10 protein-coding genes are annotated in these 16,177 nt (G+C 59.2%); 3 read left to right on the top strand and 7 right to left on the bottom strand.

What is annotated here, in order from left to right:
* Nucleotide 1: 1 nt before the first annotated feature.
* Together AC1MDT_RS06750 and AC1MDT_RS06745 are read left to right on the top strand one after the other, a co-directional pair.
* Complete coding sequence (locus tag AC1MDT_RS06750; protein ID WP_480421289.1) at nucleotides 2–1,438, top strand: efflux transporter outer membrane subunit; 1,437 nt, start codon at nucleotides 2–4, stop codon at nucleotides 1,436–1,438.
* Nucleotides 1,439–1,545: 107 nt separating this feature from the next.
* Nucleotides 1,546–3,258: a cation:proton antiporter gene (locus tag AC1MDT_RS06745; protein ID WP_480421288.1), complete on the top strand. Its 1,713-nt coding sequence runs from the start codon at nucleotides 1,546–1,548 to the stop codon at nucleotides 3,256–3,258.
* Here the strand turns inward: AC1MDT_RS06745 and AC1MDT_RS06740 are convergent, their stop codons facing one another.
* The 7 genes from AC1MDT_RS06740 to AC1MDT_RS06710 all read right to left on the bottom strand — a co-directional run bounded on the left by AC1MDT_RS06740 (nucleotide 3,259) and on the right by AC1MDT_RS06710 (nucleotide 14,681).
* Nucleotides 3,259–4,923, bottom strand: a complete 1,665-nt coding sequence (locus tag AC1MDT_RS06740; protein ID WP_480422719.1) for a fatty acid--CoA ligase — start codon at nucleotides 4,921–4,923, stop codon at nucleotides 3,259–3,261.
* Between the two features lie 51 nt (nucleotides 4,924–4,974).
* The gene (locus AC1MDT_RS06735) at nucleotides 4,975–6,753 is read right to left on the bottom strand and encodes an acyl-CoA dehydrogenase C-terminal domain-containing protein (RefSeq protein WP_480421287.1); all 1,779 of its coding nucleotides are present in this window, start codon (nucleotides 6,751–6,753) and stop codon (nucleotides 4,975–4,977) included.
* A 93-nt stretch (nucleotides 6,754–6,846) separates the two neighbouring features.
* Nucleotides 6,847–9,324 carry an efflux RND transporter permease subunit gene (locus AC1MDT_RS06730; RefSeq protein ID WP_480421286.1) on the bottom strand — a complete coding sequence of 826 codons (2,478 nt, stop codon included), beginning with the start codon at nucleotides 9,322–9,324 and terminating at the stop codon, nucleotides 6,847–6,849.
* A 31-nt stretch (nucleotides 9,325–9,355) separates the two neighbouring features.
* Nucleotides 9,356–10,429 (bottom strand): WD40/YVTN/BNR-like repeat-containing protein, encoded by a 1,074-nt coding sequence (locus tag AC1MDT_RS06725; protein ID WP_480421285.1) that lies wholly within the window; start codon nucleotides 10,427–10,429, stop codon nucleotides 9,356–9,358.
* Nucleotides 10,430–10,565: 136 nt separating this feature from the next.
* On the bottom strand, nucleotides 10,566–11,924 hold the full coding sequence (locus AC1MDT_RS06720; RefSeq protein ID WP_480421284.1) for a DUF1329 domain-containing protein: 1,359 nt from the start codon (nucleotides 11,922–11,924) through the stop codon (nucleotides 10,566–10,568).
* Between the two features lie 40 nt (nucleotides 11,925–11,964).
* Nucleotides 11,965–13,986 carry a DUF1302 domain-containing protein gene (locus AC1MDT_RS06715; protein ID WP_480421283.1) on the bottom strand — a complete coding sequence of 674 codons (2,022 nt, stop codon included), beginning with the start codon at nucleotides 13,984–13,986 and terminating at the stop codon, nucleotides 11,965–11,967.
* Nucleotides 13,987–14,114: 128 nt separating this feature from the next.
* Nucleotides 14,115–14,681 carry an RBBP9/YdeN family alpha/beta hydrolase gene (locus AC1MDT_RS06710; RefSeq protein ID WP_480421282.1) on the bottom strand — a complete coding sequence of 189 codons (567 nt, stop codon included), beginning with the start codon at nucleotides 14,679–14,681 and terminating at the stop codon, nucleotides 14,115–14,117.
* A 268-nt stretch (nucleotides 14,682–14,949) separates the two neighbouring features.
* Here AC1MDT_RS06710 and AC1MDT_RS06705 point away from each other — a divergent pair, with 268 nt between their 5' ends.
* Nucleotides 14,950–15,984, top strand: a complete 1,035-nt coding sequence (locus AC1MDT_RS06705) for an AraC family transcriptional regulator (protein ID WP_480421281.1) — start codon at nucleotides 14,950–14,952, stop codon at nucleotides 15,982–15,984.
* Nucleotides 15,985–16,177 lie beyond the last annotated feature (193 nt).

The raw sequence follows: 16,177 nt of genomic DNA, 5'->3' as shown, positions 1-16,177 counted from the left end.
GATGCGTAAGCCCCCTCTCCCACTGTTGCTGTGCGTGGTCCTGACAGGGTGCATGGTCGGCCCGGACTACCACCGCCCTGAAACCGTGACGCCAGCGGCCTATCGTTATGCGGACAAGGAAGCGCGGAATCTATCCAATACGCTCTGGTGGGAGCAGTTCCAGGACCCCGTCCTGAATGACCTGATCCGCACCGCATTGCTCGAGAACAAAGACATCAAGATTGCCGCCGCACGGGTCGAAGAATTCCAGGGTCGTTACGGCGTAGTGCATTCCGAGTTGTTTCCACAAGTCGGACTCAACGCGCAAGGCCAGCGCAACCGAGCGCCCCGAGACAACGGACCTGTGCCTCTGGACCCGTCCGTGGACCCGGTGTCCAACAACTACCAAGCGCTCCTCAGTGTGAACTGGGAGCTGGATATCTGGGGTCGCTTGCGGCGTCTCAGCGAATCCGCCCGTGCCGATCTGCTGGCTTCGGAAGAGGGTCGCCGTGGCGTGATTCTGACCCTGGTTTCGTCGGTGGCATCGAGTTACGTGAACCTGCGCGATCTTGACCGGCAACTGGAAATTGCCCGCACCACTTCCAAGGCGCGGGGTGATTCATTCGAAATATTCAAACAGCGCTATAGCGCCGGCGTCATCTCCGAAATGGAATTGGCCCAGAACCAATCAGAATACGAACGGACCCGAGCGGCGGTGGCGGCGTTAGAACCTCAGGTGGCGGAACAGGAAAACGCGCTGGCCGTACTGCTGGGTCGCAACCCGGGCCCCATTATCAGAGGGCGCGACCTGACGCAGTTGGCCTTGCCGGGTGTGCCCGCCGGTCTGCCGTCAGACTTGCTGGAGCGCCGACCCGACCTGCAACAGGCGGAGCTGAACCTGATCGCGGCAAATGCCCGTATCGGCGCAGCCAAGTCCCTGTATTTCCCGACCATTTCCCTGACCGGGCTTTTTGGCTCCGTCAGCAATCAACTCTCGAACCTGTTCACCGGCCCCGCCGCCACCTGGTCTTATGGCGTCGCGGCGAGCATGCCGATCTTCACGGCCGGTGGTATCGCCGGGGAAGTCCAACAAGCAGAAGCTGTTCAACAGCAAACGCTCTTTACTTACCAGCAAGCGATTCAGTCGGCCTTCCGGGATGTAGAAAATGCCCTGATTGCGTCCAGCAAGTCCCGAGAGCAAATGGCCTACCAGGAACGGCAGGTCGAAGCATTGAGTACTTACGCCCATTACGCGCGGTTGCGCTATGAAAACGGTTACACCAGCTACATTGAAGTCCTCGACGCTGAGCGCACCCAGTTTGACGCCGAGTTGAGTTACACCCAAACCCGCGGCGCGGTGTTCACCACCATGATCGATCTATACAAGGCAACCGGCGGGGGTTGGGTGACCGAGGCGGAGAAGCTGACGGCGGCTGATGGGGCGGGAGTACACCCATGATCAGGCACTTGATCCCTTTGGCAGTGTCGCCATTGTCATCGTGATCAGCGGGTCGTTCCGCCGTTGGCGGCACTGTCGAGCCCGTCGAAGACCGCCATGGAGTTTTTATGTTCGTCAGCCTGTTGATCATCTTCACCGCTTCGCTGGTCGTCATCGCCCTGTTCCATCGTCTGCGATTGCCACCCGTGCTGGGCTACCTCTGTGTGGGGCTGATCGTCGGGCCGACGGCATTCGACTGGGTGAACGACAGTGATGCGTTGCCACTGCTCGCCGAGTTGGGCGTGGTGTTTTTGCTGTTCTCCCTGGGGCTGGAGTTTTCGCTGTCGAAAATGATCGCGCTACGTCAGGTGGTCTTTGGCCTTGGTAGCCTTCAAGTGCTTATATCCGGGGCAGTGCTTGGCGCTTTGCTGATGATGTTTGGCGTAACGACTCCCGCTGCGTGTCTACTCGGTGCCGGCCTGGCGCTCTCTTCCACTGCAATTGTCAGCAAAGAACTGGGTAGCCTCGGCGAGATTTTCAGCAGCCATGGCCAGAATGCCATTGGTGTGTTGCTGTTCCAGGACGTGGTGGCCGTGCTGTTGCTGACCCTGGTGCCAGTGTTCGCTGGCACCAGCGACCAGGCCTGGTATTGGGCGCTTCCCCTGACGCTGGGCAAAACCGTCGTGCTGTTCGTCGGGCTATCCCTGGCCAGTCGCTGGTTATTACCACGCCTGTTTCATGAAGTGGCGACGTCCCGTTCCGCAGAGCTGTTCGTGCTGCTGACGTTGGTGATCGTATTGCTGACCGCCGTGTTGACTCACCTGCTTGGCCTCTCCCCTGCTTTGGGCGCCTTTCTCGCCGGCATGCTGCTGGGGGAAAGCCACTACCGACACCAAATCGAGGCCGACATTCGCCCGTTCCGAGACATCCTGCTCGGGCTGTTTTTCGTCAGTATCGGCATGCTGATCGATTTGCGATTGTTTGCCAGCCACGGCCTGCTGATTCTCGGCCTGACCCTGGGGTTGCTGGCAATCAAGGGTTGCGTGGTCGCGTTGCTGGTCAAATGGCGCGGCAGCGACAGTGAAACCGCTTGGCGCAGCGGACTGGCATTGGCCCAGGGCGGGGAATTCTGTTTCGCACTGATGTCGCAGATGCAGCAAAATCAGCTGATGCCCGCCGATCTCGGCGGTCTGCTGCTTGCCGCGACCTTCTGCTCAATGGTGGTCACGCCATCGTTGCTACGTGCCGCCCCTCGCATTGCCGCACGCTTGCACCGCAAGCCCAACGAAGAAGCAAGGCTTGAGGAAATCAGTGCACTCAACGCGCAAGTGCAGGGTCACGTGGTGATTTGTGGTTACGGGCGTGTGGGGCAATCCATCGGGCGCATGTTGCTCAATGCCCAGCAGCCTTACATCGCCCTGGATAACGACCCGGTCAGGGTTGAAGAAGCAGCGGTTGGCGAGAGCAATATTCACTATGGTGATTCACATCGCGGTGATCTGCTGGTCGCGGTGGGGCTGGAGCGTGCCAGCCTTTTGGTGATTGCCGTGGACAAAACAGACATCGCACTGCTCATCCTCAAGGAAGCACGCCGAATCAACCCGAGCGTGCCGATCCTTGTGCGCACTCGGGACGACAGTCAGGGGCCCGAGCTGAAGGAGGCCGGCGCCACCGAAGTCGTGCCCGAGTTGCTGGAATCCAGCCTCATGCTCTCCTCTCATGCGCTGGTCCTGCTGGGTTATCCCGAGCAGCGAGTGCGGGACAGGGTCGACCAGATACGGCACGATCGCTACCGCCTGCTGCACGGTTTTTACGCAGGAGCTGAAGACGAGGAACTCTGATCAGCGGATGTCCAGTTTCTCTCGGCTCAGTTCCTGTTCGCGGATCAACCGCTTGTTTATCTTCCCGACACTGGTTTTAGGGATCTCGGCGACGAATTTGAACTGCTTGGGGATCGCCCATTTGTTAATACGGCCAAGCTCCACAAACTGTTTCAGGTGGGCTTCCAGCATCGGTTTATCGACGTATTTTCCAGGTTCGCAAACCACCAGCGCCATGGGCCGCTCCCCCCACTGCGGATCAGGAATGCCCACGACCGCGACCGTACTGACTGACGGGTGTTCGCTGATCAGACTCTCCAGTTCCAGCGAGCTGATCCACTCCCCTCCCGTCTTGATCACGTCTTTGATTCGATCCTTGATCTCCACGACACCCAAAGCGTCGATGGAGCCGATGTCACCCGTATGCATCCACCCGTTCTCCCACAGTTGCGCGCCCTGCTCAGGTTCCTTCAGGTAACCCTGGGTCAACCAAGGGGCGCGTACCACGATCTCACCCTGCGTCTCGCCATCCTGAGGCGCCTCGTTTCCGCTGGCATCGATTATTTTCAAGTCCACCATCGGCACCGCCACCCCGGTCTTGATACGAGCGGCCACCTGCGCCTGTGCCGGCTGTTCAAGCTCGGCCTCAGTCAGGTGAGTCAAACACAGCAATGGACAGGTCTCGGACATCCCGTATCCGCTATGGACACGCATTCCCCGTGTCGTCGCCTGGGCCGCAAGCCCGTGGGTCAATGCACTGCCGCCCAGGAGCATCTTCCAGCCGCTGAAGTCAGTGTCGGTCGCTTCGTCGCACTGCAAGATCATTTGCAGAATCGTGGGCACGCAATGGGAGAAGCTGACCTTTTCCTCACGGTACAACCTGACCAGGCTATTGGGTTCATAGCGACCAGGGTAAACCTGCTTGATCCCCATCAACGTCGCCACATAGGGCACGCCCCAGGCATGCACATGAAACATCGGCGTGATGGGCATGTACACATCGTCGGAACGTAACAAGGGCAAGCCCTGGTACACGCCCAGGGTGCCAACCGCATTCAACGTATGCAGCACTAACTGGCGGTGGGTGAAGTAAACGCCCTTGGGATTTCCGGTGGTGCCGGTGGTGTAGAAGATCGTCGCCACCGAGTGTTCATCGAAGTCCGGGAAATCGAAGTGAGGCGCAGCGTTCGCCAGCAGACTCTCGTATTCCCCCACCACCGGCAGCCCGGTCGGTGCCGCGCCGACATCACTGAGTTGGATGTAGCCTTTGACGGTCGTCAGCTGATCCTGAATCGGCTCGATCAAGGACAGGAAATCATCGTGCACCAACACCAGGTCATCCTCGGCGTGGTTCATGGTGTAGAGAACCTGCTCCGGGGAGAGACGGATATTGACCGTGTGCAACACGGCGCCAATCATCGGCACGGCAAAGAAACACTCCAGATAGCGATGGCTGTCCCAATCCAGCAGCGCCACGGTATCCCCGGCCTTGACGCCGGCATTCGTCAGCGCGTTGGCCAATTGCCTGATGCGCTCATTCAGTGTTCGATAGCTGTAGCGCAGCTTGTCCGCGTAAACAATTTCCTGATCGGGCGCATAGCGCGCGCCCGAGAGCAACAGGCTCTTGATCAACAGTGGATAGGTGTACGCGCCCTGTGCGGGCGGGATAATTTTTGTTGTTACCACGGGGGGGGCTTCCTGAATCTGTTGTTTGGAGATCATCTGCGGTTCGCTGGGTCAGAACTGCGCGGCATCGAGCAGGTAAAGCGATTCGCTACCGGCCTTGACCGACGCCGCCAACGAATGGACACGCGGCAGCAGGCGGGCAAAGTAGAAGCGTGCGGTGCCCAGTTTGCTGGCGTAAAAATCGTCTTGAGCCTCCTTGCCCATGGCTGCCTTGGCCATCAACGCCCACATGTAGGCATAGGCGGTGTAACCGAAGGCATGAAGGTACTCGACCGACGCCGCGCCGATTTCATTGGGATTGTTTTGTGCGCGATCCAGCACCCAGGCGGTGAGTTCGTCGAGGTTGTCCAGCGCAGCGTTCAGAGGTTTGGTGAACTCAGCCAGCTCAGCACTGGCGGTTGCGACGAAATGGCGGATCTCATCAGCGAACAGCCGGTACAACTCGCCGCCTGTGCCGACGACCTTGCGCCCAACCAGATCCAGCGCCTGAATGCCGTTGGTGCCTTCATAGATCTGGGTGATGCGCACATCGCGCACCAGTTGCTCCTGCCCCCACTCGCGAATGTAGCCGTGACCGCCAAACACCTGCTGACCAAGCACGGTGGACTCCAGGCCCAGGTCGGTGAGGAATGCCTTGGCAACGGGGGTCAACAGTGACACCAGTGTCTCGGCGCGTTTGCGCGTGGCGGCATCTTCGTCGAATTTGGCTATATCGAGTTGCATCGCCACGTACGTGGAAAACGCCCGTCCCCCTTCATTCGTGGCTTTCATGGTCAGCAACATCCGACGCACATCCGGGTGGACGATGATAGGGTCAGCGACCTTGTCCGTGCTCTGGGGACCGGTGGGTGAACGGCTTTGAAGACGATCACGGGCGTACTCGACGGCGCTTTGATAGGAGCGTTCAGCGCAGGCCAGCCCCTGGATGCCGACACCCAGGCGCTCATAGTTCATCATGGTAAACATCGCTGCCAGGCCCTTGTTCGGCGCATCGACGATCCAGCCTGTGGCGCCGTCGAAGTTCATCACGCAGGTGGCCGAGCCCTTGATGCCCATCTTGTGTTCGATTGAGCCGCACGACACTGCGTTGTTCTTGCCCAGACTGCCATCGGCGTTGACCATGACTTTCGGTACCAGGAACAACGAGATGCCTTTCGGGCCTGCCGGTGCATCAGGCAGTCTGGCCAGTACCAGGTGAATGATGTTCTCGGTCAGGTCTTGCTCGCCACCGGTGATGAAAATCTTGGTACCGCTGACCGTGTAGGAACCATCGGCTTGCGGTTCGGCCTTGGTGCGAATGATGCCCAGATCGGTACCGGCATGAGGCTCGGTCAGGCACATGGAACCGGTCCAGATGCCGGCATACATGTTTGGCAAGTACGCGGCTTTCAGCGCTTCGCTGGCGTGAGCGTTGATGGCCAGGCAGGCACCGGCGGTCAACATCGGGTAGAGGCCAAATGAAAGGTTGGCCGAGTTGACCATTTCCTCGACCTGGGCACCGATCACCTTGGGCATACCCATGCCCCCGTACGCTGGATCGCCCCCGACGCCACCCCAGCCGCCTTCGGCAAAGGCACGGTAGGCAGCAGGGAAACCAGCCGGGGTGTTCACCACGCCATCAGTCCAGGAACAGCCCTGCTCGTCTGCGCTCTGATTGAGCGGTGCGATGAGCTGCGCAGCGAGCTTGCCGGCCTCCTCGAGCACGGCATGGGCAGTCTCTTCATCCACCACCTCGGCCAGGGCCGGCATTGTGGCCCACAGCCTGGATACTTCGAACACTTCGTTGAGTACGAAACGAATGTCACGTAGAGGGGCTTTGTAATCAGACATGATTGAAATACTCAGGCAATATCAGGGCATTGAACATGCCCTGGTCAGTGGAAGTGTCACCCTCTCGGGTGCGTACTAAAAAAATTGAAGGGGCTATCCGTGGGCTTCCTCTAATGAGTGCACGTTGATTGACTGGGTGCCGACGCTTCGCAGCAGGAACCAGGACAGCGCTGGAATCAGGATCAATGCGCCGAGCATGTTCCAGATGAACATGAAGGTCAGCAGGATGCCCATGTCGGCCTGGAACTTGATGGGTGACCAGGCCCAGCACACCACACCGGCCGCCAACGTGATGCCGACCAGACCGACCACACGCCCAGTGAAGGCCACCGCATTGCGATAGGCCTCAGACAGCGACATGCCCTGGCGCTGGTAATGCAGCTGTACGCTGAGCAGGTACAGCGCGTAGTCCACGCCGATCCCCACGCCCAGCGCGATCACCGGCAGGGTCGCCACTTTCACGCCAATGCCCATGACCACCATCAACGCCTCGCAGAGGATTGAGGTCAGCACCAGTGGCAGCAGCGCCACCAGCGTCGCACGCACGCTGCGGAAAGTGATCAGGCAGAACAGCGTCACCGCCGCATAGACGTAGAGCAGCATGGTGTGATTGGCCTCGCGCACCACAATGTTGGTCGCCGCCTCGATGCCGGCAGTGCCCGCAGCCAGCAGGAACTGACGATCCTCATTGCTGTTTTCCTTGGCGAACTTGTCGGCGATGGCGACCACTGCATCCAGCGTTTCAGCCTTGTGGTCCTTGAGGTAGGCGATCACCGGCATCACGGAACAGTCGGTATTGAACAATTCCGGCGCATTCACCGAGGCCTGCTGCGCGGCGTAGTTCAGCACGTTCTGGTTGCGCTGGATGCTGTTCAGCTTAGGGTTGCCCTCGTAGGAGCCAACGGTGATCTGGCGTACCGCGTTGACCAGCGATGAAGTTGCTTGCACGCCTGGGTATTGCTGCAGCTCCCAGGCCAGGCGGTCGGCCAGGATCAGTGTCTTGTAGTTCAGGCAGCCTTCGGGTGCCGTCTTGATCATCACCGCGAACAGGTCGCTGGACAGCGCGTAGTGGCTGGTGATGTAGGCGTTGTCACGGTTGTAACGCGAGTCCGCGCGAAGCTCCGGGGCCCCACTGTCGAGATCGCCAATCTGCAGCCGTTGGCTGACCACGAAGCCACCGATCCCCAGCAACACCGCGACCACTAAGGTGCCGGTAGCCCACTTGGGTGTCGTGAAGCGGTCGAGCAGGTTCCACAATTGGCCGAAGCCTCGATTATGGGCGGCCCGTGTGTCGATCTTCAGTGCTCGCTCGGCCGCCTTGCGCCCGACACCGATGTAGGACAGCGTCACCGGCATCATCAGCAGCGAGGTGAAGATCAGCACCGCCACACCAATACTGGCGGTAATGGCCAGGTCCTGAATCACCGGAATGTCAATCAGCATCAGCACCGCGAAACCCACCGCATCGGCCAGCAGCGCGGTGACACCGGCGATAAACAAGCGACGGAAGGTGTAGCGCGCCGCCACCAATTTATTCGTGCCGCGGGCGATGTCCTGCATGATGCCGTTCATCTTCTGCGCCGCGTGCGAGACGCCGATGGCGAAGATCAGGAACGGCACCAGTACCGAGTACGGATCAATCGCATAACCCAGCCAGGCCACGATGCCCAGCTGCCAGACCACCGCCGTCAGTGAACAGAAGATCACCAGCAGTGTGCTGCGGATGCAACGGGTGTACAGATAAATGATGACGAACGAGGTGACCACGGCCAGGCCGAAGAACATCATCACCTGGATCAGGCCGTCGATCAGATCACCGATCAACTTGGCGAAACCGATCACATGCACCTTGTACTTTCCGGTGCCTTCTTTTCCGGCCTTGCGCGCGGCGCTGTCACCGGCGAACTCAACCTTGTCGCGCAGTTGCTGCTCGAGGGTCTGGGCGAATTGGTAGTAGTCGATGCCATGGCCGGTGGCCGAGGCGACGTCCAGTAATGGCACCACCATCATGCTCGACTTGAAGTCGCTGGCAACCAGACTCCCGACGAGACCTGCACGGTTGATATTCTGGCGCAGCTTCTCAATGTCTGACGGCGAGCCCTTGTAGTCATCGGGCATTACCGGGCCACCCTGAAAACCCTGCTCGGTGACTTCAGTCCAGCGTACCGACGGGCTCCACAGCGATTTCATCCAGGCGCGATCGACGCCCTCGGTGAGGAACAACTCATCGTTGACCTGTTTGAGCACACTCAGATACTCAGGGTCGAAAATGTCGCCCTGGGTATTTTCCACCACCACCCGCACCGAGTTACCCAGACCCCGCAGCGACTTGCGGTTCTCCAGGAAGTTTTTGATATACGGCTGGCTCTGCGGGATCATTTTCTCAAAGCTGGGACGCAGCTCCAGACGCGTCAGCGCCATATAACCCAGCAGCAGAGTGACGATCACCATGAACAGCATGAACAGCGGACGGTGATTGAACACCCAGCGTTCCAGACGGTTGCCGGAGCGCTGATCGAAGTCACGCAAGTGGCGGATCACCGGCATGGTGTCTTGCTTGATGTTGCCCATGTCAGGGTACTCGCTCTAATTGATCCAGTTCTTATTCGACGCGAAGTGCACGCACACCACGACTGCCCACCAACACCAGCGAACCATCGGCGGCCAGCGTGGCACCTGCTACGGGTGATTGGCCCTGCTGCGGTACCAATTGCAACGTCGTACTGCCTTCCTGCTCCACCAACATGTGACCGGCCTGAGTGAACAACCGGTAGTTGCCTTTCGCGTCCAGCGTGGCGGCGGTGATGTTGACCGGCAGCCCGGCGTTCAACTCGCTCCAGTTCTTGCCGGCATCGACGCTGCGAAACACATGTCCGCGCAGGCCGTAGGCCAGCACTTCGCCAGGCTTGCCAATGACGCCGAAAAAGCTGCCCTGATAGGGCGTTTGCACGGCCATGAAATGCTGACTGGACTCATCCCACTTGAGCAGCAGGCCCTGTTCTCCGGCGATGTAGAGCGCGTCACCGGTGGAGGCTATGGCTTCGAGGTGCAAGCCTTGCGGGTTTTCAGTGCGGTCCTCGAAGGGCGTCCAGTGCTGACCACCGTCTTCTGTACGCAAGATCAGGTTGAACACACCGACGACATAACCGAGTTTGGCGTTGGCGAACCAGACGCCCAGCAGTGGCTTGTCGGCGCCCTCCTCGACCAGATGCTGGCCTTCGCTGACGAGCTGCGCCCATTGTTCGTTGGCCGGATCGGCACTGGCCAAGTCACCGTAGTGTTTGACCAGCAATGCACCGATTTGACGACCATCGATCTGTTTGCTCCAGGTCGCACCGGCATCGTCGCTGTGTAGTACTACACCGTCATTGCCGACCGCCCAGCCTTGTGTTGCTGTAGGAAAATTCACTGCTGTCAGGTCGGAACTGACCGGTACAGCAGCCTGCTGCCAGCTCTTGCCAGCATCATCGGAATAAAGAATGTGTCCACGCTGGCCGACAGCAACCAGTCGCTCTCCCGCGCGGGCCACATCCAGCAGGGGGCTGCGCACCGCCAGGGTACTGGCCTTGGCTGGCAGGTCCAGCACGTCAACATAGCCGGTCGCCTGGGCGAATCCCTGCAACAGTGCCAGCGTGGCGCCCAGCACCATCGACACGCACTTTTTGTACGAACACATACGGCGTCCTCTTGAGGGAACTGCGCTGGGGCACGAACGTGCAACCCAGCGTTGAAATCAGGCACCCCTGGATTCTCGGCTTGATGCCGAGAGTTGCCCGGCCCCACTGCCGGGGAGGCAGTGGACCGGACAGGCCTTAGCGAATACCGGCGCCCGCCAGGGAGTCAGGTGACCACTGCACCTTCGAGAGCGGGTCGATGTACTTGATGCCACCGTACGGGCCTACCACACCATTGATGTTGTAGGAGCCACCGACCAGGTCGTAAATCATGAAGGGCGTGGCGTCCGGGACTTGCTTGTCATAGCTCTGGCTGAGGAAAGCGAAAGAGCCACGGTACAGCTGACCACGGGCGTCGTACTCGTCGGAGGCCAGAGCGGTCCAGGTGTCTTCATCCAGGTAGAAGCGGCGTTTCTGGTAGACGTGCCGTGCGCCGGCCTTGAGGTTGCCCTCCACGACCCAGACGCGGTGTTTTTCCCAGCGCACGAAGTCGGGTGCCAGGTGGTTGGGGGTGGTCAGCGACTTCGGATCCTGGGCATAGGTCAGCTTGTAGGTGTTGTACGGCACGATCATTTCCTGCTTGCCCACCAGCTTCCAGTCGTAGCGATCCAGTGCACCGTTGAACACGAAGACATCGTCATAGGTACCTGCGCCGGCAGTACCCGGGTTAGGCGTGTCGTAAGCCAGGTCCGGTGCCAGTTTTACCCGACGTTGTCCTGGCAGGTACTGCCAGGCACGGCGCGGCTGTTGCAACGGGTTGGCGGCGTCCTTGAGCATGACCGACTCGCCGGCCCGGCGCGCAGGACCGGTGTAGTACAGCTTCATCTGATAGTAGATGTCGCTGCTGCTGATGGGCTTCGTCATGTTTTCATAAATCGGATAAGCGATGAACGCTTCGCCAGTGATCGCCAGGCTTGGTACGCCCGCCGAGTCGACGTTCCAGGAGTCGTACTTGGAGTTGATGCTGACGCCCTGGTAGCGCAGCAGGAAGTTCCACATTGCCTCGGCACCCGATTGCGGGATCGGGAATGGCACGCCGGGCAGGACGTTGTCGATGGCCAACCCGCCTTCGAGCGACTTGGCACCGCTGGCATTTTTCAGGCCGTTGTCCAGCACCGCCTGAGGCAGTGCTGCCGTGCGGTGGGTCGGGTACACATTGATGTGATAGGTCGCAAAACGCTTGGCCAACTCCGCAGTGGTGGCTGTCAGCGAACCCTTGTATTGATCGACGTTCTTGCCATCGATCACCTGCAGCGGTTTTTCATTGGCAAAAGGGTCCGGACGCATGCTGTCGCCGGGTTTGAAGTTAGCCGGAGAGGTGGTCAAGCCGCCGGTATACGCCGGAATGGAGCCATCGGCATTAGCGGCCTTTTCGGCCCCGATCAGGGTCAGGCTGCTGCCGAGTTTGGCCGCTTCCTGAGCCGAGACGGCGGCCTGCGCATGAGCGGCGAAAGCCATGGCCAGGGATGCGGCCAGCAACGTGTGCACGAATTTCATCTTGTTATTCTCCTGCTTACTGAGGTAAGCCATTGGCGAATCAAAAAGTGGTTTTAAGCGTCAGGTAAACGGCTCCACGGTCGGCTGTAGTCGCGCTCGCACCGGAGAAGGACGAGTAGCCACCGCCATAACACGCGTAGTTTTCGTTACCACTGAAGGCGTTCGGCGTGGAGCCGTCGCCACCGTTTGGACCTGTGCTCACGCCGCTGACGTTGCACTTGTCAGTCTTGCCGAAGGAGTCCACATACTTCAGATCGACGAAGTATTTGTTGTAAACAATCGCGCCGACGCCGAAGGCATAGTTGCCAGTGTCTTTTGCACCCCCTCCGCTTACCGGTGACACGCCAGCAAGCCCCGCATTGACAGACATCGGCATGTTCAGGTCGACGCCAGGGAATACCTGGTACCACGTCGGCGTGAAGTTGACCGCAATACCCCAGTTGTCGCGAGTCGGCTTATCGATGCCTTGGTAGCTGCTATTACCCTTGTAGAGCGCGGCATTCTGGCTATCGAGGTGCAGCAAGTTGCTGTAATAGAGCTCGGCGAGCACGGTTGCCTGATCGAACACAGGGGTTTTTGGCAGGGTCATCAGGCCGTTGAGTGTCCAGTGCAACGTCTCACCGGTGGCGCTCAAGTTGTTATTGTTTGGGATTTCATCGACAACACCGGTGTCCGCCGTACGAGGAGGCAATAGGCCTAGCCCCTGGCCCAGGCCGAACGTGTTGCTATTGACGACGATTGCCGGAATGCTGGCCAGTGGCATGTTTTCGCGGATGTTCAGGTCCGAGCCAACACTCACACCGCCCACGTCCTTGGACAGGCTCAAACCGAAAATATGAATATCATCGGCATAGGCCATTTGATAGGTGGCGGTGTTCAGCGAGTTAAGCGTATTGGCCACTCCCTGCACCTGCCCCGCTGCGGTCCTGAAATTGGGCACAGTCCCATTGGGGTTAGCCGAAGTAATACCGGTGGCGTTCATCCACACCTGGGGCAAAATATCCGAGGTCTGGCGGTAGTAGACGCCCAGTGTCCCGTCCAGCCAGGCCGGCGACCATTTGGCCATAACCCCCCAGTCCCCGCTGTTATCCGGCGTCAGGTCGTGACCGCGACGCACATTGGTCAGACCGTTGCAAGGCGCCAGACCGCAGCCCAGAGCGCTACCTGGTACGGTGGCATTGGTATTACCCAGCAGGAAAGACTGTGCACCGGTACCCACCAGATCGGAGCCGCCATAGTAGGTACCAGCCTCGGGCAGGCGGGCGGCGTCCCAATGCATGAAGTACTGCGCGCCTACGGTCAGCTCGGGATTGACGGTGAAGGTCATCGAGATTTGGTTACGCGGAACGAACAGTTCCTTGGCCTCGGTACCCGGCGAAGCCGCGAGCTTGGCAAGGTCCAGGCCCGACTGGCCGTAGCTGATCGAATGCACCGGGTTCAGAATGGTCTCACCCCAGAACACGTTGTGCTGACCTGCCTTCAGGCTGATCTGCGACTCATCGCCCACTTCATGGTTCCAGAACACAAAGGCGTCGAGGATTTCCCCGGACGGACCACTGTAGTAGCGCTGGGCATAGTTGCTCAGGTGGGGACTGCCGTTGCCGACGCCGGGGTTGACGCGACTACCAATCAAAGGGCGCGTGTCATTGTTAACCAGCCCGGAGGTCGAGCCATTGCCATTGACGAAGGGATTGGAACTGGAGCCGATGTCATCATAGGCCTGGTCGTACCAACTCGCGGCACTGACACGAAACCCCTGTTTGCCCTGGTTGACCACATCCAACTCGGTCAGCACGTCAAGGCGATTGGTAATATTGGTACCCGCCCCGCGGAAGTTATAATCGCCGTCATTGTTGTTCGGCGTCGCGAGCATGCGCTTGTCAGCGTTTTCGGTACGCACACCGTAGTTGTACTTGACGGTGTTATCAAAGCGCACTGACCAATCGGGACTACCGGTATCCAGTTCGAAGGCGTGGGCTGTCGGCATGGACGCGGCCAAGATAGCCGAGGCCAACAGACTTAGACGCAACGGGTTGTAACTGTGACTCTTATTGTTATGCATTGAGTTGGCTCCGCCTTTTTGTATTTTTTTTAAAGCGTAGTAGCCCTCGCACTGGCAGCCGGTGAAAGAGCCAGTGCTTTCAGGAATGAGGGCAATTGCCGGTGGCTTGCGACCAGGCCGGCTCCTGACTAACGATCCAATTCCAGAATCAGAGCTTCAGCCTGCGGCCAGTGACCAAAGCCGGAAGCCGGGTTGAGGTGGCCGACTTCGCCGAGGTTGATCAGTTCGCTGCCCCAGCCGTGAGCCATACGGGTGACAGCCTCGAGGCTGGCCAGGTGATCGTTGGTGCTGCCTGCCACGATGCTGCGAAACGGCAGCGCACCGGCAGGCAGAGGGTCCCAGCCATTGGCTTTAAGGGATTCAGGTGACGGATAGTTCTGCGGCCAGGCGGCATCGAGATCAGGCGGTGCGGCCAGCAGAGCGCCCTTGATCAAACCGCTGTGCCGGGCGGCCCAGTGCGCGACCATCAGCACCCCGGCGCTGTGAGCGACGAGAATTACCGGCCCGTCGATTTGTTCCAGTTCATGCTGGATCGCCCGGACCCGGGCAGCGCAGTCGAGCTTGTCGGTTTCAAGCGGCGGGACGCTGCGCACCTTGCTCAATCGGGCTTGAAGTAGTGTTTGCCAATGCTCGGCAACGTGGTCACGCAGACCCGGGACGATCAGAACGGTTGCGCTAGTTTGCAGTTTGTCCACTTGAACACCTTCGTCTTCACGATGACTCGACTGGCTATTTCGCCAGAATCTTTTTGTAGTACCGACATTAAAGAGCCCCCTCCCACAATGCTTTGCATTTGACGTCAGCGACTTTTCTTTTGATGACAAGTTTGCGGTTGTTCGGATGAACTGCCGAGGACAAAAAGGAACTGAAAGCCTCCCTTCAAAACTTTTCATTTCATGACTTGCCGGATGTAGCCGGTCACGTTAAGTTCGGTCGCAATCACTACAAGAAAAAAGGTCCAGCATGACCAAGCTCGTACGCGCCGCTGTCTTGACTAACTACCTGGAGGTGGCGCAAAACCAGGGATTGAACCCACAGACCATGCTGCTCGACGTCGGCTTGAACAAAGCCCTGTTGCAAACCCCCGAACACCGAATTCCTATTGATACGGCGGTGCGCCTGCTGGAAAACTCCTCCATCGCCAGCGGTTGCCAGTACTTTGGCTTGAGCATGGCCGAATCACGCCAGCTCTCCGATTTTGGTGTCGTCAGCTTGTTGCTCACCCATCAGCGAACGCTACGTGATGCGTTACAAGTGCTGGTGCATTACCGTCACCTGATGAACGAGTCGTTGGCGATCTTTGTCGAGGAAGCGGGCAAAATGGTGATCATCCGCGAGGAGGTGGTCACCGATTCGCCAATGCCCTGTCGGCAAGCCAATGAACTGGCAATCGGTGTGATGTTTCGTCTCTGCGCCGCCCTGCTCGGTGCCCACTGGCACCCCTACAGCGTCAACTTCACCCACCAGCCCCCCAACAACCTGCAACTGCATCGCCGGCTGTTTGGTTGCAAGCTGGAGTTCGGCAGTGAGTTCAATGGCATCGTCTGCCCTGACCTCAACCTTGACATAACCAATCCCCATGCCGATCCGGGCATGGCACGTTACGCCCAGCGTTATCTCGATTCACTGCAAAGCAACGAAGGGCCTTCGGCCCTGTTCGAGGTACGCAAAGCCATCTACATGCTGCTGCCCATGGGACGCGCGACCATCGAGCAGATCGCCCAGAGTCAGGGCATGAACGTGCGCACGTTGCAGCGCCGCCTGAAAGAAGACGACTGCACCTTCAATGACCTGATCAACGATGTGCGCCGCGATCTGGTGCTGCGCTACCTGGAAAACCCGACCTATTCGCTGAGCCAGGTTGCCGACATGCTGGGCTACTCCATGGCGAGTTCGTTTACGCGTTGGTTCATCACCCAATTCGGAATGCCGCCCGCAGCGTGGCGCGCACAGACAAAACGCATCTCAAAAACTCTCGCCGGCTCCAAAAAGCCCTGAGCCCGCCAAGCCTTCGAATAATCGGTGGCTGGCGCCGGCAATACAGCTCGCTCTCGTGGACGTCCCCCCGCCTGAATTGCCAAAAAAAAACGGCGACTGCTAATACAGTCGCCGCAAAAGAACCGGAGCTTATGACACCGGTCTCGTGCCACTCCGCGTCGGAGTAAACGCAAAGCGGCGCTGCTTGCCAGAC

It is taken from the genome of Pseudomonas sp. ASL7 (assembly GCF_056680375.1).
Note: the sequence above shows the minus strand (reverse complement) of the source record. Positions and strands in the feature narration are given on the sequence as shown.